This is a genomic window from Microbacterium sp. UBA7513, from assembly GCF_002478345.1.
Taxonomy (GTDB): Bacteria; Actinomycetota; Actinomycetes; order Actinomycetales; family Microbacteriaceae; genus Microbacterium.
On the sequence record NZ_DLNJ01000035.1, the window covers coordinates 15,492 to 36,206 of the forward strand.

At 71.2% G+C, this 20,715-nt stretch carries 18 protein-coding genes; 12 read left to right on the forward strand and 6 right to left on the reverse strand.

The annotated features are described in order from the left end of the window. Positions 1 to 10 precede the first annotated feature (10 nt). Positions 11 to 1,894 carry a chorismate-binding protein gene (locus B2W79_RS16665; protein WP_071328384.1) on the reverse strand — a complete coding sequence of 628 codons (1,884 nt, stop codon included), beginning with the start codon at positions 1,892 to 1,894 and terminating at the stop codon, positions 11 to 13. A 172-nt stretch (positions 1,895 to 2,066) separates the two neighbouring features. Further along, positions 2,067 to 2,693 (reverse strand): hypothetical protein, encoded by a 627-nt coding sequence (locus tag B2W79_RS16670; protein ID WP_083391684.1) that lies wholly within the window; start codon positions 2,691 to 2,693, stop codon positions 2,067 to 2,069. 81 nt (positions 2,694 to 2,774) lie between these two features. On the opposite strand from B2W79_RS16670, the gene ispG reads away from it, so the two are divergent. Continuing rightward, on the forward strand, positions 2,775 to 3,905 hold the full coding sequence (ispG, locus tag B2W79_RS16675) for a flavodoxin-dependent (E)-4-hydroxy-3-methylbut-2-enyl-diphosphate synthase (RefSeq protein WP_025103167.1): 1,131 nt from the start codon (positions 2,775 to 2,777) through the stop codon (positions 3,903 to 3,905). A 13-nt stretch (positions 3,906 to 3,918) separates the two neighbouring features. Beyond that, the gene (locus B2W79_RS16680; RefSeq protein ID WP_292791498.1) at positions 3,919 to 4,785 is read left to right on the forward strand and encodes a hypothetical protein; all 867 of its coding nucleotides are present in this window, start codon (positions 3,919 to 3,921) and stop codon (positions 4,783 to 4,785) included. Between the two features lie 90 nt (positions 4,786 to 4,875). Here B2W79_RS16680 and B2W79_RS16685 read toward each other — a convergent pair whose 3' ends face one another. Continuing rightward, on the reverse strand, positions 4,876 to 5,568 hold the full coding sequence (locus tag B2W79_RS16685; RefSeq protein WP_292791501.1) for a nucleotidyltransferase domain-containing protein: 693 nt from the start codon (positions 5,566 to 5,568) through the stop codon (positions 4,876 to 4,878). A gap of 98 nt (positions 5,569 to 5,666) precedes the next feature. Then, the gene (locus tag B2W79_RS16690) at positions 5,667 to 7,082 is read right to left on the reverse strand and encodes an RNB domain-containing ribonuclease (RefSeq protein WP_292791504.1); all 1,416 of its coding nucleotides are present in this window, start codon (positions 7,080 to 7,082) and stop codon (positions 5,667 to 5,669) included. A 78-nt stretch (positions 7,083 to 7,160) separates the two neighbouring features. On the opposite strand from B2W79_RS16690, the gene B2W79_RS16695 reads away from it, so the two are divergent. After that, on the forward strand, positions 7,161 to 7,931 hold the full coding sequence (locus tag B2W79_RS16695; RefSeq protein WP_071328388.1) for an isocitrate lyase/PEP mutase family protein: 771 nt from the start codon (positions 7,161 to 7,163) through the stop codon (positions 7,929 to 7,931). A gap of 39 nt (positions 7,932 to 7,970) precedes the next feature. Beyond that, positions 7,971 to 9,731: a proline--tRNA ligase gene (locus B2W79_RS16700; RefSeq protein ID WP_071328389.1), complete on the forward strand. Its 1,761-nt coding sequence runs from the start codon at positions 7,971 to 7,973 to the stop codon at positions 9,729 to 9,731. Positions 9,732 to 9,749: 18 nt separating this feature from the next. Here the strand turns inward: B2W79_RS16700 and B2W79_RS16705 are convergent, their stop codons facing one another. Next, a complete protein-coding gene (locus tag B2W79_RS16705; RefSeq protein WP_292791509.1) occupies positions 9,750 to 10,253 on the reverse strand; it encodes a pyridoxamine 5'-phosphate oxidase family protein in 504 nt (167 codons plus the stop codon). 134 nt (positions 10,254 to 10,387) lie between these two features. Here B2W79_RS16705 and B2W79_RS16710 point away from each other — a divergent pair, with 134 nt between their 5' ends. The 6 genes from B2W79_RS16710 (at position 10,388) to B2W79_RS16735 (ending at position 18,489) form a co-directional block, all read left to right on the forward strand. Further along, positions 10,388 to 11,428 (forward strand): TIGR00730 family Rossman fold protein, encoded by a 1,041-nt coding sequence (locus tag B2W79_RS16710; RefSeq protein WP_292791512.1) that lies wholly within the window; start codon positions 10,388 to 10,390, stop codon positions 11,426 to 11,428. A 188-nt stretch (positions 11,429 to 11,616) separates the two neighbouring features. Beyond that, on the forward strand, positions 11,617 to 12,600 hold the full coding sequence (nusA, locus tag B2W79_RS16715; protein ID WP_292791515.1) for a transcription termination factor NusA: 984 nt from the start codon (positions 11,617 to 11,619) through the stop codon (positions 12,598 to 12,600). A gap of 61 nt (positions 12,601 to 12,661) precedes the next feature. Then, positions 12,662 to 12,916 carry a YlxR family protein gene (locus tag B2W79_RS16720; protein WP_081811550.1) on the forward strand — a complete coding sequence of 85 codons (255 nt, stop codon included), beginning with the start codon at positions 12,662 to 12,664 and terminating at the stop codon, positions 12,914 to 12,916. Between the two features lie 94 nt (positions 12,917 to 13,010). Then, a complete protein-coding gene (gene infB, locus B2W79_RS16725) occupies positions 13,011 to 15,746 on the forward strand; it encodes a translation initiation factor IF-2 (protein ID WP_292791518.1) in 2,736 nt (911 codons plus the stop codon). Positions 15,747 to 15,851: 105 nt separating this feature from the next. Then, positions 15,852 to 16,277, forward strand: a complete 426-nt coding sequence (gene rbfA, locus B2W79_RS16730; RefSeq protein ID WP_060923633.1) for a 30S ribosome-binding factor RbfA — start codon at positions 15,852 to 15,854, stop codon at positions 16,275 to 16,277. A gap of 160 nt (positions 16,278 to 16,437) precedes the next feature. Further along, on the forward strand, positions 16,438 to 18,489 hold the full coding sequence (locus tag B2W79_RS16735) for a helix-turn-helix domain-containing protein (protein ID WP_292791521.1): 2,052 nt from the start codon (positions 16,438 to 16,440) through the stop codon (positions 18,487 to 18,489). A gap of 4 nt (positions 18,490 to 18,493) precedes the next feature. Here B2W79_RS16735 and B2W79_RS16740 read toward each other — a convergent pair whose 3' ends face one another. Further along, positions 18,494 to 19,387: an A/G-specific adenine glycosylase gene (locus B2W79_RS16740; RefSeq protein WP_396654716.1), complete on the reverse strand. Its 894-nt coding sequence runs from the start codon at positions 19,385 to 19,387 to the stop codon at positions 18,494 to 18,496. A 52-nt stretch (positions 19,388 to 19,439) separates the two neighbouring features. Here B2W79_RS16740 and truB point away from each other — a divergent pair, with 52 nt between their 5' ends. Continuing rightward, positions 19,440 to 20,333 (forward strand): tRNA pseudouridine(55) synthase TruB, encoded by an 894-nt coding sequence (gene truB, locus B2W79_RS16745; protein ID WP_292791524.1) that lies wholly within the window; start codon positions 19,440 to 19,442, stop codon positions 20,331 to 20,333. Beyond that, on the forward strand, positions 20,330 to 20,698 hold the full coding sequence (locus B2W79_RS16750) for a hypothetical protein (RefSeq protein WP_071328396.1): 369 nt from the start codon (positions 20,330 to 20,332) through the stop codon (positions 20,696 to 20,698). The genes truB and B2W79_RS16750 overlap by 4 nt, the downstream gene beginning before the upstream one ends. Positions 20,699 to 20,715 lie beyond the last annotated feature (17 nt).

Here is a 20,715-nt window from a genome sequence, read left to right on the forward strand (position 1 = left end):
CGGAGCGCGCTCAGCGCAGGGCGTGCGCCGCCAGGCGCTCCAGCGTGCGGATGCCGTCGCGGGACAGGATCGATTCGAGGTGACCCTGCACCGAGGCGAAGCCGTCGCCGCGCAGCGCGTAGACGTCTCCGGTCACCGGATCGGCGGAGACCTCGGCCGCGCCCACCGTCGTCACTCCCGGGTCGACCCGCGCCGTGAAGGTGTTGTAGAACCCGATCGAGGCGTCCTCGCCGAACACCGGCACGGCCTTCTGCAGCCCCTGGTGCGGAGCGTCGAGGGGCGTCAGCGCGATCCCCATCCGGTCCGCCAGGATCTGGTGGCTCAGGCACACCGCGAGCAGCGGCGACTGCGCCTGCAGGCGGGCCGCCACCACCTCCCGCATCCGTGCGATGCGCGGGCTCGCGTCGTCTCGGGGGTCGCCGGGGCCGGGGCCGGCGACGACGAGATCGGCCGTCTCGACCGCCTCGTCGTCGACCGTGTCCCAGGAGGCGATCGTCACGTCGAGCCCGAGATGGCGGAGCTGATGCGCGAGCATCGTCGTGAAGCGGTCCTCGGCGTCGACCACGAGGGCGGAGCGGCCGGAGAACGGACCCGTGAAGTCCTCGCCCTGCGGGTTCAGCCAGAATTCGGCGAGGCGGGCGTTGCGCGAGGAGAGGAGCGCGGCGACGTCCGGGTCGTCCGCGAGACGCCGGGGCTCACCGGGGGCGTCGGCGTCGCTCCGCGCCTCGGCCACACGGTCCCGGTCGATCGCGCCGATGGCTCCCAGCACGCCCGCGGCCTTGCCGTGCGTCTCGGAGACCTCGCCGTGCGGGTCCGAGTGCCGGACGAGGGTGGCGCCGACGGGCACGCTCAGCGCGCCGTCCTGCAGGTACACCGTGCGGATGAGGATCGGGGCGTCGAGGTCGTGCCCGCCGTCGCCGTGGGGGGTGAACAGCGCGGCCACCCCGGAGTAGTACCCCCGGGGCTTGCGCTCGTGCCGCCGGATCACGGCACAGGCGTTCTGCATGGGCGAGCCGGTCACGGTCGGGGCGAACATCGTCTCGCGGAGGATGTCCCGCGGGTCCAGTCCGCTCCGTCCGCGCAGCATGTACTCCGTGTGCGTCAGCCGCGACATCTCCTTCAGATGCGGGCCCGTGATGCGTCCGCCGTCGGCGCAGACGGCGCTCATCATCTTGAGCTCCTCGTCGACGACCATGAACAGTTCCTCGGTCTCCTTGGTCGACGTGAGGAAGTCGGTGAGCGTCTCCTTCGTCGCGCCGCCCGCCGGATGCCGGAAGGTGCCCGAGATGGGGTTCATGGTGACGACGCCGCCGCGGGCCACGACATGCGCCTCGGGGCTCGCGCCCACCGCGATGTGACCGGGGGTGACGACCGCGAACGTCCAGTAGGCGCCGCGCTCGTGAGTGAGGAGCGCTCGGAACCAGGTGAGCGCCGCGGTGCGCTCATCGGCGTCGACGGTCGCGGTGAAGTCGCGGCGGATGACGAAGTTCGCGCCCTCGCCGCGGCCGATCTCATCGGCGATCACCGTCTCCACGATCGCGGCGTACTCCTCGTCGGCGATGTCGAAGCCCTCGTCACGCAGGGGGACAGGGGAAGAGGGGAGCGCGTCGAGCACGGCGGCGGTCGGCAGGTGGAGGTGCTCCGCCACGACGAGACAGCGCAGCGGGGCGCCGTCGTCCTGAGCCACGAAGCCGCGCTCGCGGACCTGTCGATACGGGACGAGGGCGAAGACCTCCCGCGGCTCTCCGTCGACGGTCAGCGGGATGTCGGCGAGCAGCTCGACGTCGGTCACGTCGCCGGTGAGCAGCTCCACGGTGTCTGTGCCGTCCCGCGCGATCAGCACGAAGGACGCGGTGGGATCGGCGCTGAGCTCGTCGAGGCGAGAGAGGGTCATCGATGTCTCCTGTGCGAGGGCTCCGGCTCGGCGCAACGAAAAGACCGCCCCGGAGGCGGTCTGGATTCGAGGGAACGCGAACACACCGCCTAGTAGGCGGGCCACCAGGTGATGTGCGCGATCATTGGGGCGAAACTACCACACCCCGCCCTGCCGACCGGGCGGCGTGACGTCACCAGAGAGAGCCGCCGGTTCCCGCTTCCTCGTCGTCGAGGCAGTGATCCACGAGCAGGCGCACGCCGCGCGCGATCTCCTCGTCGTCCAGGTGTGGAGCGCCGGCCGGCGCGGTGCTGCGGGACCAGGGCAGATGGACGAAGCCGGCGGGCACGTGCGCGGGGACGGCGGAGAGCGCCGTGTACAGCACGTGGTTGCACACGTACGAGCCCGCGGAGAGCGAGAGGCGTGCGGGGAGACCCGCATCGGCGAGCAGGCGCACGAGGCGCTTCACGGGGAGGGTGGCGAATCGGGCGGCCGGACCGTCCGGATGGCTGTGCTGGTCCACCGGTTGCACGCCGTCGTTGTCGGGGATCCGCGCGTCGATCAGGTTCAGCCCGACGCGCTCGACCGCGACCCGATCGCTTCCGCCGGCGAGGCCCGTGCACACGACCGCGTCGGGGGAGTGCTGGGCGATCCGCTCCCGCAGGAGCGCGGCCGATCGGGCGAACGACACCGGCAGCGTCGCGACGACCAGGTCGTGAGGGCCGTCGTATCCGGCGGCGACTGTCTCCACGGCCTCCGTCGAGGGATTGCGGGCTGCGCCGTCGAAGGGATCGAAGCCGGTGAGGAGGATGACCGCCATGTCCTCAGCGTAAGCGCCCGCATCCAGCCCTTCTGCATCCTGGCGGCGTAGGCTGGGATCGTGCCAGCAGTGAATCTTGGGATGCCGAAGGTCCCCGAAGTCCTCGCCCCGCGTCGCAAGTCCCGCCAGATCAAGGTGGGCAAGGTGCTCGTCGGCGGCGATGCGCCCGTCAGCGTGCAGTCGATGACGACGACGAAGACGACCGACATCAACGGGACGCTGCAGCAGATCGCGGAGCTCACCGCCTCGGGCTGCGAGATCGTGCGCGTCGCCGTTCCCTCGCAGGACGACGCCGATGTGCTGCACATCATCGCGAAGAAGAGCCAGATCCCGGTCATCGCCGACATCCACTTCCAGCCGAAGTACGTCTTCCAGGCGATCGACGCCGGGTGCGCGGCCGTGCGCGTCAACCCGGGGAACATTCGCAAGTTCGACGATCAGGTCGGTGAGATCGCGAAGGCCGCCAAGGACGCGGGCGTCTCGCTCCGCATCGGCGTGAACGCGGGCTCGCTCGACCGTCGCCTGCTCGAGAAGTACGGCAAGGCCACGCCGGAGGCCCTGGTCGAGAGCGCGGTCTGGGAGGCGTCACTGTTCGAGGAGCACGACTTCCACGACTTCAAGATCTCGGTCAAGCACAACGACCCGGTCGTCATGGTCAAGGCCTACCGTCAGCTCGCCGAGCGGGGCGACTGGCCGCTGCACCTCGGCGTGACCGAGGCGGGCCCGGCCTTCCAGGGCACGATCAAGAGCGCGACCGCCTTCGGCATCCTGCTGGGGGAGGGCATCGGCGACACCATCCGCGTGTCGCTGTCCGCCCCGCCTGCCGAGGAGGTCAAGGTCGGTCACCAGATCCTCCAGTCCCTCAACCTCCGGGAGCGCAAGCTCGAGATCGTCTCGTGCCCTTCGTGCGGTCGGGCGCAGGTCGACGTGTACACGCTCGCGGAAGACGTCACCGAGGGGCTCAAGGAGATGACGGTGCCGCTGCGCGTCGCGGTCATGGGCTGTGTCGTGAACGGTCCGGGCGAGGCGCGCGAGGCCGATCTCGGCGTCGCATCGGGCAACGGCAAGGGACAGATCTTCGTCAAGGGCGAGGTCATCAAGACCGTCCCGGAGGCTGACATCGTCGCCACGCTCATCGAGGAGGCGAACCGCATCGCCGCCGAGATGGGACCGGACGCTCCGCTCGGTACCGCCCAGGTCGTCACCGCCTGATCCGAGGAGCGCCATGCCCACGCCCACGATCGTCACCTTCCCGGACGGCAGCCTCCGCGGAGACGCCGTCGTGACCCGTGTGACGGACGACGCGGACGGGACGGTGATCGTCGTCGACGGCACCCCGTTCCACCCCGTCGATCACACCTGGCCCGATCAGCCCGGCGATGCCGGCGCGATCTCAGGCGAGGACGGGTCCGTCCGCGTGACCGAGGCGCTCATGGCTGCGGTCTCGGACGGCGGCGAGTTCGCCGTGGGCAGCGCGATTCCTGTCAAGCGCGGGACCGAGGGCTGGACCTGGCTGGTCGCTCACCGGCTGGAGGACGCGGCGCCGGCGTGGCTCGCAGGGGGGACTCGCGTGGTGCTCTCGGTCGACGAGGCACATCGTGCCGGTCTCAGCCGCGGTCACACCGCGTGCCACCTCGCCTCCCTCGCCCTGGATCTCGCGGTCGCCGACCTCTGGCGCAAGGACCCGGGGGAGGATGCGCTGGGAAACCCGGACTTCGAGGGACGCGCGAACCAGTCCAGCCGCATCCACGAGGACGGTGCGGTCGACGAGTACCGGCTCGGCAAGAGCCTGCGCCGCGCGGGCTTCGACACCGAGACATTCGCGGCCACGCTGACGGACCGTGAGCAGCGCATCAACGCGCAGCTCGCCGCGTGGGTCGCCTCCGCTGCCGCGAGCCGCATCGAGGTGGACGGACCGACCATCGTCGACCGGCGGCACTGGCACTGCGACCTCCCCGAGGGTGAAGCCGTGATCCTCTGTGGCGGCACCCACGTCCGTTCCCTCGCGGAGTTCGCCGCCATCACGGTGACCCTGGATCTGTCCGACCCGCAGCTCCTCGTGATGACGACGACCGCGACTCCCGCCGCCTGAACCCTCACCCGCCTCAGGCGCTCGCGCGAGAACAGGCGCCAGTCGCCGGTGCCGTCTGTTGTCGCGTGACTGCCTGTTCCCGCGACGTGGTCAGCGCTCGAACCCCGCCTGCACCCGACCCCCTGCGAGTTCCAGTTCCTCGCCGACCCGCGCCGCGAACCCCGGGATGTCTCCGGCGAGCAATGGAGCGCTGAGCTGCTCCGTGCGCTCGGGACTCCACGCGCGCAGACGTCGCGGGAGCCACTTGCCGGAGCCGATCCACTGCCCGTCGGCCAGCAGCATCAGCTCTGCCATGCGCTCGAACAGCAGGCCTGCGACCACGCGCTGTTCGAGAGGATCCGTCGCGTCGCCCAGGTCGTCGAGGAGATCGGTGATCACGTACCGCCGGAACCGTGACTCGCGGTCTTCCACTGTGGGGCCGGCGGCGAGCACGGCGCCCCACCGGGCCCGCAGGTCGTCGAGCCCAGGCCCGGAGCGCACAGGCACGCCCTCCACGAGCATGTGCACGATGACAGGTCGGTGCTGTGCGACGCCGCGGTTCGCCCATGTCTCGAACCCTGCCGCCGTGTAGGCGAACACCTCGAAGATCTCGCCCTCGAACTCGAAGGTGGCGGCCTCGCTCGCCTGGGCGTCGTCGGCGAAGAGGTCGTCGTCGATGAGCAGGAGGTCGATGTCGCTCGTGTGCGTGCGCTCGTCGCGGGCCGTGCTCCCGGCGACGATCGCGGTGCGTGCGCGCGGATACCGCTCCACGAGGAAGCGCTCGACGCGCTCGGCCTGATCCATCTCGACAGGGTATCCGGCGGGGACACAGGCGATCGCGGCGACACAGGCTCTGGTGCCGGTAAGCGCCTGATCCGGCGTCCTCGCCTGACCCGGCGGAGTCAGACGGCGAGCTCGATCTCGCCCGCGGCGATGTCCACGCGCACGACGCGCAGCCGCACCACATCGCCGGGCTTCGTGTCGGGGGTCACCGGCGCGGTCGTCGTCACCGCAGGCTCCGCGATCTGGACAGCAGCCCGCTCGCCTCGGAGCTCGATGACCGTCGCCTCGACCGACTGTCCCACCAGAGGTGTGAGCAGCGCGGCCTCGACGCGGTTCACGGTGTCCGCGTCCAGCTGCGACGCCCGTCGGCCCGAGGCCTGCATGAGCGCGGGGAGGTCGCCGAGGGAGGAGCGCACCCACTCCGGCACCGGCTGTCCCGTCGACACGGCGAGGCAGATCGTGAGGACCCAGCGGTCGACGAGCCTCCGGAGGGGAGCGGTCGCGTGCGCGTACGGGGCTCCGATCGCGGCCTGCACGGCGTCGGCGGGCGGCTCCCCGTCGAACACGAGGTACCCGGCACCGCGGAACAGCGAGGCGGCGGCTTCCAGCACCGGCAGGGTCATCGGGTCGGAGCGGTCGAGGCCGCGGAGGTACTCGCCGTAGGTGCCGCCGGTCCATGGCCGCCCGAGCGCCTCCGTCTGGTGCCGGAAGGCCGCGAATGCCGTCTCGTCGGGTTCCGGCATCGTGCGGAGGATGCCGGCGCCCGCGTCGATCATGAGCGCCGCGGCCGCCATCCCGGTCATGAGCGACAGCTGCGCGTTCCACTCCTCGACGGGCAACGGGCTACGACGCTCGATCGCGTAGGAGCCGTCCTCGGTGCGCACGACCTCCTCGTCCGGGACGTTGAGGCTGGCGCCCCCGCGGCGGCGCTCCTGCTCGAGGCGGAGGGCACCGATCTCCGGCAGCAGCGCCGCGTGGCCGCCGTCGCCCCGGTCCAGCGCCTCCTGGGTGGAGGCGTAGTCGAGCTGAGCACGGGACCGGATGAGGGCGCGCTCCAGCCGGAAGTCGGTCACGGTGCCCGCGGCGTCCAGCGCGAACGTCCACACGAGTGCGGGACGGTCGACATCGGGGAGTAGGGAGACGCGGTCCTCGCTCAGCACCGGCGGATGCAGCGGGATCGTGCCGTCCGCGGCGTACAGGGTCTGTCCCCGTCGGCGGGCCTCCGCGTCCACGGCACCACCGGGGGTGACGAAACCCGGCACGTCCGCGATGGCGTACCGCACCCGATAGCCGTCGCCGTCGCGTTCGAGGTGGAAGGCCTGGTCGAGGTCACGGGCGCCCGTCGGGTCGAGGGTCGCGAACGGGATGTTCGTGAGGTCGAGATCCGGGGTCGTCGCCGAGGCCGCCTCCGCCTCGGCGAGCACGTCGGCGGGAAACGCGGTCGGTGTGTCCAGGTTCTCCCGGAGCGCCGAGAGCGCCGCGGCGAGGTCGGTCTGGGCGGCGGAGGGGGCGACATGCGAGCGGCGCTGGGGCATGCCGCCAGCCTAGGTCGACCGCCGCCCCGATCCGGGGCATCCGGCCCGCGTGCCCGCACCGGCCGCTAGCGTGGGGACATGACCACTGCTGCCAAGGCCCAGACCCTCGTCGGACTCTATGACGCCCCGGAGATCCTCCGTGTGGTGAACGTGTGGGATGTCGTCTCCGCACGCGCCGTCGCCGCGCTGCCGGAGACGAAGGCGATCGCCACCGCCGGTCACGGCATCGCCGCGTCGTTCGGCTACGACGACGGCGACACCCCGCGTGACGTCATGATCGACATGGTCGGCCGGATCGCGGCGGCCGTGTCGGTCCCCGTCACCGCCGACCTGGACGACGGGTACGGCGACGCGGGGGAGACCACCCGCCTCGCGATCGCGGCCGGCGTCGTCGGCGCGAACGTCGAGGACCGCCTCAAGCCGCTCGACGAATCGGTCGCCGTCGTCGAGGCCATCGTGAAGGCTGCGGAGGCCGAGGGCGTCCCGTTCGCCCTCAACGCCCGTACCGACGCCTTCGTGCGTGCCGGGTCGCGCCCCGTGGAGGAGAGCATCGCGGACGCGATCCAGCGCGGGCGTGCGTTCCTCGATGCGGGTGCCACCGCGGTGTTCGTCCCCGGCATCCTCGACGCGAACGTCACCCGTCAGCTCGTCGAGGGGATCGGCGAGCGCAAGGTCAGCGTGATCGGCATCCCCGGCGCGCTCGCCGCCTCCGAGTACGAGAAGCTCGGCGTGGCCCGCATCTCCTACGGTCCGCTGCCGCAGCGCGTGGCGCTCACGGCTCTGCAGGAGCTCGCCGAGAGCCTCTACGGCGGCGGTGTCGTGCCGCAGGGACTCCCGGCCCTCAACTGAGCGACGAGGCGGGTGACCGCGGCTCACTACACTTGAGCCGTGGTCACTCGTCTTTCGAACTTCTTCCTCCGTACGCTCCGCGAAGATCCTGCCGGTGCCGAGGTCGCCAGTCACAAGCTGCTGATCCGCGCCGGGTACATCCGACCGCAGGCGGCGGGCATCTTCGCGTGGCTGCCGCTGGGTCTGCGCGTCAAGGCGAAGATCGAGACCGTCATCCGCGAGGAGATGGCCGCCGCGGGTGCCCAGGAGGTGCACTTCCCCGCGTTGATGCCGCGCGAGGCGTACGAGGCCACCGGCCGCTGGGACGAGTACGGCGATCTGCTGTTCCGCCTCCAGGACCGCAAGGGTGGGGACTACCTGCTGGCGCCGACGCACGAGGAGGCGTTCACGCTGCTCGTGAAGGACCTGTACTCGTCGTACAAGGACCTGCCGCTGACGATCTTCCAGATCCAGGACAAGTATCGCGACGAGGCCCGGCCCCGCGCCGGGCTCCTCCGCGGCCGCGAGTTCACGATGAAGGACGCCTACTCCTTCGACTCCTCCGACGAGGGGCTGGACGCGAGCTACCAGGCGCAGCGGGACGCGTACGAGCGCATCTTCCAGCGGCTGGGCCTCGAGTACGCGATCGTGCAGGCCGACGCGGGGGCCATGGGCGGTTCGCGCAGCGAGGAGTTCCTGCACCCGACCCCCGTGGGCGAGGACACGTTCGTCCGCAGCGCCGGCGGCTACGCGGCCAACGTCGAGGCCTTCAGCACGCCCGTCCCGGCTCCGGTCCCGTTCGACGCCGACGGCGCCCCCGTGATCTTCGACTCGCCCGACACCCCGACCATCGAGACGCTCGTGGCGCACTGCAACCGTGAGCTCGACGGCGGGTACACCGCGGCCGACACGCTCAAGAACGTCGTCCTCGCCCTGAAGCACCTCGACGGCACCCGTGAGCTCGTGATCGTCGGCATCCCCGGCGACCGCGAGGTGGACGAGAAGCGCGCTGAGGTGGCGTTCGCCCCGGCGGAGGTCGAGACCGCCACCGCGGACGACTTCGAGAACAACCCGCTGCTGGTGAAGGGCTACATCGGTCCGTGGTCGCCCACGGGTGCCGTGCTGGGCGAGGAGTCCGCCACGGGCATCCGCTACCTCGTCGACCCCCGCGTGAGCGAGGGCACGAGCTGGGTCACCGGCGCGAACATCGACCAGAAGCACGCGCACTCGGTCGTCGCCGGGCGCGACTTCGAGGCGGACGGCATCGTGGAGATCGCGAACGTGCGTGCCGGCGACCCGGCGCCCGACGGCTCCGGTCCGGTCGAGCTCGCCCGCGGCATGGAGATCGGTCACGTCTTCCAGCTCGGGCGGAAGTACGCGGAGGCGCTCGGCCTCAAGGTCCTCAACGAGAACGGCAAGCTCGTCACGGTCACCATGGGGTCGTACGGCATCGGCGTCACGCGGATCCTGGCGATCATCGCGGAGCTGAACAACGACGACAAGGGCCTGATCTGGCCGGCCTCGGTCGCGCCGTTCGACGTGCAGGTCGTCGCCGCCGGTCGCGACCAGGTCGCCTTCGACGTCGCGGAAGACCTCTCGGCTCAGCTCGAGGCCGCAGGGCTCGACGTGCTGTACGACGACCGTCCGAAGGTGTCACCGGGGGTCAAGTTCGGCGACGCCGAGCTCGTCGGGGTCCCGAAGATCGTGATCGTCGGTCGCGGTGCCGCCGACGGCCAGGTCGAGTTCTGGGACCGTCGCACGGGGGAGCGCGAGGCGGTCTCGGTCGCCGAGGCCGTGGAGCGGCTCTCCGCCACGCGCTGAACCGGCGCTCCCGGTCGCTCAGCAAGTGACGCGGCCGTGGTTCATGATGTCGTCGTCCGGGGTGTCTCGGGTCACCAGCGCCTTGAGCGCCCCGGCGGCCATCGCGACCTTGCCCTTCGCCGGCTCCCAGAACTCGGCGACGACCGGGGTGACCGCGAGCAGGGCGATGCCGGGGGTCTCCAGCCCGTCCTCGAACCAGATGTCGAGGGAGGGGGAGTAGAGCTCCTCCATCTTCGCGCGATCGTGGACGATCTCGGCGGTGCCGGCGACGGACACATAGCGCATGCCCTTGGCGTCGCAGTACGCGAGACCGACATCATGGTGGCGGCGCGCCTCCTCGACCTTCTCCGTGTCCTCCGCGGTGAAGAACCAGATGGCACCGGAGTCGTCCATCTGCCTGGTCGACATCGGGCGGCTGACGAGGTTCCCGTCCGGGTCGGTGGTGGTGAGCATGGTGAAGTCGATGTCCTCAACGAGTTCCTTGATGCGGGCGAGGGCCTCGGGCCCGGTGATCTCTGTCATGTCGCCATCGTGGCGCCACCGCCGACCGAGGGCACGGGCGTTGACACCGCGTCCCGCCCGTGCTGTGGAGCGCGGGGGTACGGATCCTCGGCGTTGCGTCCCGTCGGCGGGAGGCCGCGTGGGACGCTGGGGGCATGACCGAGGAACCGCTGCCGGCCGCTCTGAGCGACGAGATCAACCATGTGCTGGACGAAGCGGGGGTGTCCTCGGACCGTCGGCTCGTGATGCGGATGCTCCGCACGGCGCTGCTCCTCGGTGAGGACGACACCGACCGCCTCGACCTCAAGATCGCCTCCGCCGCCCTGGCCGAGATGCGGGATGCGTTCCGCCTCTTCGCCCCGTTCCGCGGGGTGCCGAAGGTGACGGTGTTCGGGTCCGCACGCACCCTGCACGACGACCCGCTGTACCTGCAGGCGCGCGATGTCGCCGCGGCGCTCGCGAACGACGGCTGGATGGTCGTCACGGGCGCCGGCCCCGGGATCATGCAGGCCGCCGCCGAGGGAGCGGGGCCCGCGCTGTCGCTCGGCGTCTCCATCCGGCTCCCCTTCGAGGAGAAGGCGAACAGTCTCGTCGCGGGAAGCGATCAGGTCGTCGCGATGAAGTACTTCTTCACCCGCAAGCTCATGCTCATCAAGGAGTCGAGCGGCTTCATCTGCCTTCCGGGCGGGTTCGGCACGCTCGACGAGATGTTCGAGCTGCTCACCCTGCAGCAGACGGGGAAGGCCGAGCCGACGCCGATCGTGCTGCTCGACGAGAAGGGCGGATCGTTCTGGCAGGGGATGCGGCGCTTCGTCGACGAGCACCTCGCGCCGATGGGGGTGATCTCCCCCGGGGACTTCGATCGCGTCGTCATCACCGACTCGGTCGAGGAGGCCCGCGCCGAGATCACCGGGTTCTGGCGCAACTACGACTCGCTGCGGTGGGTGGGGGACACGCTCGTGCTGCGACTCAAGGCCGAGCCGACGGACGCCGAGATCGAGGAGCTCAACACCGCCTTCGCGACGCTTCTGTCCTCGGGGCGCATCGAACGGACGGCTCCGCGCTCCCCGGAAGTCGCCGACGACGACCGGCTCGACCTCCCGCGCCTCGCCCTGCACCTGGATCAGCGTCAGGTGGGCAACCTCTTCCGCCTCATCGGCGCCCTCAACGCTCTCCCGTCCGCGCCGAAGGCCTGAACCCCGCGGGTTCTCACGACGCAACAGGCGTCCGCGCGGAGACAGGCTTCTCGCACACGGAGCGCGTGGTGTCGCGGGACTGCCTGTGCCCGCGAGGACTGGATGGCCCGGGGGTGCGGCACACGGTATCGTTGTACGGATGTCGCGCGTGCATTCGGGCGCGACGAGAGCTGAATAGGGAGGCCGTCATGGACATCGAACTGAGTCTGCTGCGAGGGATCGAGAAGGAGAAGGCGATCCCGTTCGACGAGCTCGTCGCGATCATCGAGCAGGCGATCCTGACCGCGTACTCCAAGCACGTCTCGCCCGACGGTGCCACGCCCGAGGGTGTCCGCGTGCACCTCGACCGCAAGACCGGCCACGTCGCCGTCCTCCAGGTCGTCCGCGACGACGAGGGCGCGATCATCGGCGAGGAGGAGACGACCCCGGACGACTTCGGCCGCATCGCCGCGTTCGCCGCCAAGCAGGTGATCAGCCAGCGCCTCCGGGACATCGCCGATGACGCCGTCCTCGGGGAATTCAAGGGCAAGGAGGGCGACATCGTCGCCGGCGTGATCCAGCAGGGGCCCAACCCGCGCATGATCCACGTCGACCTCGGCTCCGTCGAGGCGATCCTCCCGCCCGAGGAGCAGGTACCCGGCGAGGAGTACACGCACGGGTCTCGTCTCCGCGTCTACGTGACCAGCGTCGCCAAGGGGCTCAAGGGCCCGCAGATCACCGTCTCGCGCACGCACCCGGGTCTGGTCCGCAAGCTCTTCGCGCTCGAGGTGCCGGAGATCGCCGCGGGGCTCGTCGAGATCGTGGCGCTCGCCCGCGAGGCGGGCCACCGGACCAAGATCGCTGTCAAGGCGAACGACCCGGCGATCAACGCCAAGGGTGCCTGCATCGGTGAGATGGGCCGCCGTGTGCGTGCTGTCACCGAGGAGCTGGCGGGGGAGAAGATCGACATCGTCGACTACGACGCCGACCTGCCGACGTTCGTGGCGCACGCGCTGTCGCCCGCGAAGGTCACGAGCTCGTTCGTGCTCGATGCGAGCACCAAGGCCGTCCGCGCCCTCGTGCCGGACTACCAGCTGTCGCTCGCCATCGGCAAGGAGGGTCAGAACGCGCGTCTGGCCGCCAAGCTCACCGGCGCCAAGATCGACATCCAGCCGGACAGCGTCCTCGACTGATCCCTGTCCGTCCTCGCGCCACGCCCGGCGGCGGCGAGGACGGACGGAACGCAGGTGTAAGATGGAACCCGTACGAACGTGCGTCGGTTGCCGCACGCGTGCTCCCCGGTCCACTCTGCTCAGGGTGGTTGCCCAGAACGACACCCTCATCCCCGATGAGCGTGCTGTCCTGCCGGGGCGCGGCGCGTGGGTGCATCCGACACCCGAGTGCATGGAAGCCGCTCTGCGGCGTCGAGCTTTCGGAAGAGCACTGCGTGTGACCACTCAGCTGGACACACGGATCTTCGAACAGCACCCACCAAGAAACAAAGGCTGAACAGCTATGGAAACAAAGTGAACGGCTCGAAATGAGACCCGTCCGCGACTAGTGGTCTGCCCTGTCTGGGCAGACCGACCCAGACAGGAGAATTGTGGCTGGTAAACCACGCGTACATGAGATCGCCGCCGAACTCGGCGTCGACAGCAAGGTCGCTCTTGCGAAGCTCAAGGAACTCGGCGAGTTCGTGAAGAGCCCGTCGTCGACGGTCGAGCCCCCGGTGGCGCGCAAGCTGCGCGCCGCGATCGAGGCCGACCCGTCGCTCAAGGCGGGGTCCGAGCCCGCTGCCGCGAAGCCCGCGGCGAAGCCGGCACCGAAGTCCTCGGCGCCCACCCCCGGTCCGAAGCCCGGCCCCAAGCCGGGTCCCGCGGCTCCTGCCGCACCGGCACCGGCACCGGCACCCGCTCCCGCGGCGGAGAAGGCTCCGGCGCCGTCGGCGCCCGCGAAGCCGTCGGCTCCGGCTCCGGCCGCACCGTCCTCCGGTGACGGCAACGCGCCGAAGCCCGGCGCGCCGCGTCCCGGCAACAATCCGTTCTCGTCCGCTCAGGGCATGGGCCAGCGTCCCGCCGGTCCTCGTCCCGGCAACAACCCCTTCGCCTCGGCGCAGGGGATGGGCCAGCGGCCGACCCCCGGCAACATCCCGCGCCCGCAGGCGCCCCGTCCCGGCGCTCCGCGTCCGGGTGCCCCTCGTCCCGGCTCGCCGCGACCCGGTGCACCCCGCGGCGGTCAGGGTGGTCGTCCCGGTGCTCCGTTCCAGCAGCGTACGGGCGGCCCCGGTCGTCCCGGCGGTGGTGGCGGTCCCGGTGCAGGTCCCCGTCCCGGCGGTGGTTTCGCCGGTCGTCCCGGTGGCGGCGGTGGCCGTGGCCGCGGTCCCGGCGGTGGTACCGCCGGCGCCTTCGGCAAGGGCGGCGGCAAGAGCAAGCAGCGCAAGTCGCGGCGGGCGAAGCGGCAAGAGTTCGAGATGCGGAGCGCCCCGGTCGTCGGTGGCGTCAACGTCACCCGCGGCAACGGGGAGATCATCCGCATGCGTCGTGGCGCGTCCATCGCGGACTTCGCCGACAAGATCGAGTCCCTGACCGGCTACACCGTGCAGCCGGGCACCCTCGTCACGATCCTCTTCAACCTCGGCGAGATGGCCACGGCCACCGAGTCGCTGGATGAGGCCACGTTCGAGGTCCTCGGTGAGGAGCTGGGCTACAAGGTCCAGATGGTCTCGCCTGAGGACGAGGACAAGGAGCTCCTCGAGGGCTTCGGTCTCGACCTCGAGAAGGAGCTGGAGGAGGAGAGCGAGGACGACCTCGAGATCCGTCCCCCGGTGGTCACCGTCATGGGTCACGTCGACCACGGTAAGACCCGCCTTCTCGACGCGATCCGTCAGACCAACGTGATCGAGGGTGAGGCCGGCGGCATCACCCAGCACATCGGTGCCTACCAGGTCTGGACCGAGCACGAGGGCATCGAGCGGGCGATCACGTTCATCGACACCCCCGGTCACGAGGCGTTCACCGCCATGCGTGCCCGTGGTGCACAGGTCACCGACCTGGCGATCCTGGTGGTCGCGGCCGACGACGGCATCATGCCGCAGACGGTCGAGGCGCTGAACCACGCTCAGGCGGCGAACGTGCCGATCGTGGTCGCGGTGAACAAGGTCGACAAGCCCGAGGCCAACCCGGCCAAGGTGCGTCAGCAGCTCACCGAGTACGGTCTGGTGGCCGAGGAGTACGGCGGCGACGTCATGTTCGTCGACGTGTCGGCCCGGGCCAACACCGGTATCCAGGAGCTCCTGGACGCGGTGCTGCTCACGGCGGACGCCGGTCTCGACCTCACCGCCAACCCGAACAAGGCCGCTCGCGGTGTCGCCATCGAGGCGAAGCTCGACAAGGGCCGCGGTTCGGTCGCGACGGTGCTGATCCAGTCCGGAACCCTCCGGGTGGGCGATGCGATCGTGGCGGGCACCGCTTACGGCCGCGTCCGCGCGATGATCGACGAGAACGGCGAGATCGTCGAGGCGGCCGCGCCGTCTCGTCCGGTCCAGGTGCAGGGTCTGAACTCCGTGCCGCGCGCCGGCGACGTCTTCATCGTCACCGAGGAAGACCGCATGGCCCGTCAGATCGCGGAGAAGCGCGAAGCCGTCGAGCGCAACGCCCAGCTGGCCAAGGCCCGCAAGCGCATCTCGCTCGAGGACTTCACCCGTGCTCTCGAAGAGGGCAAGGTCGAGTCGCTCAACCTCATCATCAAGGGTGACGTCTCCGGTGCCGTCGAGGCGCTGGAGGAGTCGCTCCTCAAGATCGAGGTCGACGACTCGGTGCAGCTGCGCATCATCCACCGCGGTGTCGGTGCGATCACCGAGTCCGACGTGAACCTGGCGACGATCGACAACGCGATCATCGTGGGCTTCAACGTCCGCCCCGACACGAAGGCGCGCGAGCGCGCCCAGCGTGAGGGTGTGGACATCCGCTTCTACTCCGTCATCTACAACGCGATCGAGGAGATCGAGAGCTCGCTCAAGGGCATGCTCAAGCCGGAGTACGAAGAGGTCCAGTCGGGTGTCGCCGAGATCCGCGAGGTGTTCCGCTCCTCGAAGTTCGGCAACATCGCCGGTGTCATCGTGCGGTCGGGGACGATCACGCGCAACGCCAAAGCCCGCGTCATCCGCGACGGCGTCGTCATCGCCGATGGCCTGGCCATCGAGTCGCTGCGTCGGTTCAAGGACGACGTCACCGAGGTGCGGACGGACTACGAGGCCGGTATCGGCCTCGGCAAGTACAACGACATCCAGGTCGGCGACGAGATCGAGACGACCGAGATGGTGGAGAAGCCGCGCGGCTGATCCGCACGACTGCGGCGGCTGCCTCCTCCTCCCGTGACGGGGGAGGGGGCAGCCGCCTCCGCGGTTCGCTGGGAGCCGCGATGCACAGAGGTGGGAGAAGGAACTATGGCTGGTGAACGACAGGCCCGACTCGCGGATCGCATCCGCGTGATCCTCGCCGAGCGCTTGGAGAAGGGGCTGCGCGACCCGCGTCTCGGCTTCGTGACCATCACCGACGTGCGTGTGAGTGGTGATCTGCAGCACGCCTCCGTGTTCTACACGGTGCTCGGTACCGAGGAGGAGCGCCTCGCCAGCGGTGCCGCGCTCACATCCGCGACCGGAATGCTGCGCAGCGAGGTCGGACGACAGCTCAGTACTCGACTCGTCCCCACGCTCGAGTTCATCCCGGACGCGCTCCCGGAGAACGCCGATCACATCACCGCTCTGCTGCGCGAGGCGCAGGAGCGCGACGCGGAGGTGGCCAAGCTGGCCTCGTCCGCGACCCACGCCGGTGAAGCCGACCCCTACCGGTCGGACGACGACGAGGACTGATCCCGTCTGATACCCTCAGGTCCGCGGCGGGACAACCGGTGGATCTGGGGGGATCGACATTCAGCCCACGAGCGCGCCCGCGGGGCTCTTCGTCGCGCCTGCCGTCGTCGAGCCGTTGCTGGATGAGCTTCGACGGCGCGACCTGTGTTGCGCGCCGCACGTGGCGGCGCAGCTCGCGGCTTCTCTGCCCGAGGACGTCGACGCCGTCCTCGCGGTGGCTGCCGGCCTGACGCCCGAGCAGCGCCGCGGACTGAGTCGGCTCCCGTGGCCGCTGCCGTCTGCGGTGGTCCGGGCAGGCATCCGAGGGCTGGCGAGCCCCGACCGGCTGCTCCTGCTCACGGTGGTGTTGGCGCTGGAGGACGAGCTGGAACCGATCCTCGCGGCCGCTGGGCGCAGTGTGGAGGAAGTGCGCGCGAGCGCCGCCGCGCCGCATCTGACGATCCACGCGGGCTCCATCCGGCTCACGGACCCGCGCACGGCCGTGGAGGTGCACGAGGCCGCGTCGCCGGCGGAGGTCGTGCTCGTGCACAGACGACTGGCCGACGTCGCGGTCGTCCGCGGAGATCGGACCGGCGCGGCGTGGCATCGCGCGCGGTCGTGTGCCGTGCGAGACCGACGAGCCGCTGTGCTCTTGACGGCCTGCGCCCGCCTCGCGGCCGGCGCGGGGCTCACCGAGCGCGCGCTGCTCCTGGCCGCTGAGGCCGCCGCGCACGCGACCGGCGCCGTCGGCGAGGAGGCTCGGGTGCTCGCCGGCAGCGCGGCGCTCGCCTGCGGCCACGCCGCGGATGCCGAGGCGTGGCTGAGCGGTCTGTTCCCGGGCGCCGCGGAGCATCGACGGGTACGGGCGCTCGGCCCCTACCTCGCCGCCCGCACCCTTCGGCACGGCCACGTTCCCGCTGTCGATCCGCGGCGGCTCGCCTCCGGCTCCGATACCGACGCCACGGCCTGGGCACGATCCGCGGGGCTGGTCGCGATCCTGTGCGCGGAACGTCGCGACCGCGGGGCGGAGTGGCGCTGGCTCGCCCAGGTCCGCGAAGCCTCCCACGCGGGGACGGACCGTGCGCTGCGCGATGCCGTGGTGGGGGTGTGCGCTCTCCTCGCCGGCGACGTCATGCCGGCGAGCGGGACCGCGGGCCTCGGGGGGCTCGGCGGCGTAGCGGCGGCGCTGCACACGGCATGCGCGGGCGACATCGACGAGGGCCTGCGGCTGCTGCGGACGGGAGGACTCCCCGGGGCGGAGGGGGATCCGGTGTTCCCCGGCTTCGAGAGCAGCCCGGTGGTGCGGGCCTACCGCGCTGTCACCGAGGTGCTGCTCCTTGTCTGGCGCGGAGACATCGGTCCGGCCAGGGAACTGCTCCGGCACGCGGCAGTGGAGCTGCCCGTCGCGATCCCGTTCGCCGGTCTCGGCGTCGTGCTGGCGCGACGGCTCGACCTGGCCGTCCTCGGCGCCCTGGGACCGATCGCGCGCGCTCTCACCGACGTGCTCCCTCCCGCCGTGGAGTCGGACATGCTGGTCGATCGCGCCGTCGAGGCCTTTCTGGACGGGTCTTTCGAGGCGGCCGTCGGAGCCATGGGGCTGTGGCGGGACCGCGGCGCCCCGCAGCCGCTGTTCGCGGTGCCGGGAGTCGACGAGGTCGTGCTCTGGGTGCCGGGGGGATACCGGCCGGGGACCGTGCGCCCGCCGGAGAGCGAGGTCGCCGCGGCGTTGCGGCGGGCGGTCGTCGGTTCCGCCGGTCCCACATGGCGCACGGACCAGGAGGAGCTGCGGGCGGTAGCGAGCCGGCTTCGGTCTCCGTTCGCCCGAGGGCGGGTCGAGGCGCTGCTCGGGGTCCGATCCGGGCTGCACGGAGACGTGGTCTCGGCACGCGGGCACCTCGCGCAGGCCGAGCGGCTGTTCGAGGTCGCCGGAGCGCGGGCCTGGGAGCGCGCGGTGCGACGACGGCGGGAACGGCTCGAGGCGTCCGGGACCACGGCGGACGGGACGGCGGCCCTGCCCGCCTGCCGGAGCGCCTGGGGTCAGCGACTGACGCCCCGGGAACTCGAGGTGGCGATGCTCGCGGTCGGAGGGACGGCGAACCGCGCGATCGCGGAGCGGCTGTCGGTCTCCGTCCGCACGGTCGAGGTGCACCTCGGACGCGCGTTCGCCAAGCTGCACGTCCGCAGCCGCGTCGAACTGACCGTGCTGGCCCACCGCACCGAACAGCTCCTCTGAGCGCTCACCGTGGCAGGGAGAGGCCCTCCCCGTCGGCTTCCGCGAGCCCGTCGGCGATGAGGGAGCCGATCGCTCGATCCCGCTGATGCGCGTCGGGCCAGTCCGGGAGGACGGCGGTGAGCGGGACCGCGGCGGGGGCAGCACGCAGGAGCCGGAGCACGGCGCCGCGGGCCTGCCGGTCTGATCCCTCGTACGCGGCCTGTCGTCGCCTCCCATCCCCGGTGTCGGGCCGTCCGGCCGCGAGCCAGGCGCAGGCCTCCGCCAGCGGGCAGCGCTCGCACTGCGGTGCCCGGGAGGTGCAGACCGTCGCACCGAGTTCCATCGCCGCGGCGTTGATGACGGATGCGGCGACGGGGTCCTCGGGGAGTATCGCGGCCATGAGCGCGAGGTCGCGGCGGGAGGGAGACCCCGGTTGCGCTCGTCCCTCGATCGCCCGGGCCAGCACGCGCCGGGTGTTGGTGTCGACGACGGGATGACGGTCGCCGTAGGCGAACACGGCCACCGCACGGGCGGTGTAGTCGCCGATCCCGGAGAGGGCGAGGAGGGCGTCGACGTCACGCGGCACGACGCCGCCGTGGCGCTCGACCACCTCGACGGCCGCACGGTGCAGCCACAGGGCGCGCCGTGGATAGCCGAGGTTCGCCCATTGCTGCACGACCTCCGCCGGAGACGCGGCCGCCATCGCGCGGGGTGTGGGCCACCGCGTCAGCCACGCGTCGAGGTGCGGGATCACGCGGCTCACGGGCGTCTGCTGCAGCATGAACTCGCTCACCAGCACGCCCCAGGCGCCGAAGGCGGCGTGGAAGTCCGGACGGCGCCAGGGGAGGTCGCGGGCGTGTTCGGCATACCAGCCGGGCAGGGGCGTCATCGTCGCGGGGGACGGTGCGGGCGCGGCCATCCCTCCACCCTAGGCGAGCGGGTACCGCTCCCGGTCTCGGTAGGCTGGAGGGATGGCGACCCCCGGCATCCTCCTCGTCGACAAGCCCGGCGGGCTGACCAGTCACGACGTGGTCGCCCGCACCCGACGGGCTTTCGGGACCCGCAAGGTCGGTCACGCCGGGACCCTCGACCCGATGGCCACCGGACTGCTCGTCATCGGCATCGAGGGCGCGACCCGCCTCCTCACCTACATCGTGGGAGCGGACAAGACCTACGAGGCGACCATCCGGCTCGGTGCCGTCACGTCCACCGACGACGCCGAGGGGGAGACACTGCGCCGCGCGGATCCCGATGCCCTCGCTGCGATCGCGGACGCGACGATCGACAGGGGAGTGGCCGCGCTCACGGGGGCGATCTCCCAGGTCCCCAGTGCGGTGTCGGCCATCAAGGTCGACGGCCGCCGCGCCTACGATCGTGTCCGTGCGGGCGAGGAGGTCGTCCTCGAACCGCGGGATGTCGTCGTCTCCCGGTTCGACGTCGTCGCGCGACGTCGCGACGACCACGCGATCGACCTCGATGTCGTCGTGGACTGCTCGTCCGGAACGTACATCCGCTCGCTGGCCCGCGATCTGGGCGCCGCCCTCGGCGTGGGTGGTCACCTGACCGCCCTCCGCCGCACCCGCGTCGGCCCATTCGCCCTGCGAGACGCCGTGACGATCGACGCCCTGGAGGGCGCCCCCGTGCTCACCCCCGGCGAGGCTGCCGGCCGCGTCCTCCCCGTCCTCCGCGTCTCGGCGGAGGAGGCGCGTGATCTGCGACACGGCAAGCGATTGGCCGGCGTCGCTGCGCGGCTGGACGGCCCGCTCGCGGCCGCCATCGAAGACGACGGCGGCCTGGTGGGGATCGTCGAGAAGCGCGGCGCCGATGTGAAGAGTGCCATGAACATGCCGGAGGTCTCCCGATGATCCTGTGGTTCACGATCGTCCAGATCGTCGTCGCCCTCGCCGCGGGGCTCTTCTGCCTCGGCGCGGGATTCGCCGGTCGGCGCCCCAGCGACTTCTCCGTCGGAGCGCTCGCTCTCGTCGAGGTGCTGCTGATCGTGCAGATCGTCGTCGCCATCGTCGCGCCGCTCGTGGGGAACCCACCCACCGGGGACCTGCTGGAGCTCTGGGTGTATCTCGTCTCGGCGGCCCTGCTGCCCGTGGGCGCGGTGCTCTGGGCCCTCATGGAACGCAGCCGGTGGAGCACGGTCGTCCTCGGCGTGGCCGCCCTCGCGATCGCGATCATGCTCTGGCGCATGCAGGTCATCTGGACCGTGCAGGTCGCCTGAGGAGCACCCGGAGCGGA

Bases quoted from the DNA above. Each gene is read 5' to 3' on its own strand.
- B2W79_RS16665 (WP_071328384.1), bottom strand. From the start codon at position 1,894: ATGACCCTCTCTCGCCTCGACGAGCTCAGCGCCGATCCCACCGCGTCC.
- B2W79_RS16670 (WP_083391684.1), bottom strand. From the start codon at position 2,693: ATGGCGGTCATCCTCCTCACCGGCTTCGATCCCTTCGACGGCGCAGCC.
- ispG (WP_025103167.1), top strand. From the start codon at position 2,775: ATGCCGAAGGTCCCCGAAGTCCTCGCCCCGCGTCGCAAGTCCCGCCAG.
- B2W79_RS16680 (WP_292791498.1), top strand. From the start codon at position 3,919: ATGCCCACGCCCACGATCGTCACCTTCCCGGACGGCAGCCTCCGCGGA.
- B2W79_RS16685 (WP_292791501.1), bottom strand. From the start codon at position 5,568: ATGGATCAGGCCGAGCGCGTCGAGCGCTTCCTCGTGGAGCGGTATCCG.
- B2W79_RS16690 (WP_292791504.1), bottom strand. From the start codon at position 7,082: ATGCCCCAGCGCCGCTCGCATGTCGCCCCCTCCGCCGCCCAGACCGAC.
- B2W79_RS16695 (WP_071328388.1), top strand. From the start codon at position 7,161: ATGACCACTGCTGCCAAGGCCCAGACCCTCGTCGGACTCTATGACGCC.
- B2W79_RS16705 (WP_292791509.1), bottom strand. From the start codon at position 10,253: ATGACAGAGATCACCGGGCCCGAGGCCCTCGCCCGCATCAAGGAACTC.
- B2W79_RS16710 (WP_292791512.1), top strand. From the start codon at position 10,388: ATGACCGAGGAACCGCTGCCGGCCGCTCTGAGCGACGAGATCAACCAT.
- nusA (WP_292791515.1), top strand. From the start codon at position 11,617: ATGGACATCGAACTGAGTCTGCTGCGAGGGATCGAGAAGGAGAAGGCG.
- B2W79_RS16720 (WP_081811550.1), top strand. From the start codon at position 12,662: ATGGAACCCGTACGAACGTGCGTCGGTTGCCGCACGCGTGCTCCCCGG.
- rbfA (WP_060923633.1), top strand. From the start codon at position 15,852: ATGGCTGGTGAACGACAGGCCCGACTCGCGGATCGCATCCGCGTGATC.
- B2W79_RS16740 (WP_396654716.1), bottom strand. From the start codon at position 19,387: ATGGCCGCGCCCGCACCGTCCCCCGCGACGATGACGCCCCTGCCCGGC.
- truB (WP_292791524.1), top strand. From the start codon at position 19,440: ATGGCGACCCCCGGCATCCTCCTCGTCGACAAGCCCGGCGGGCTGACC.
- B2W79_RS16750 (WP_071328396.1), top strand. From the start codon at position 20,330: ATGATCCTGTGGTTCACGATCGTCCAGATCGTCGTCGCCCTCGCCGCG.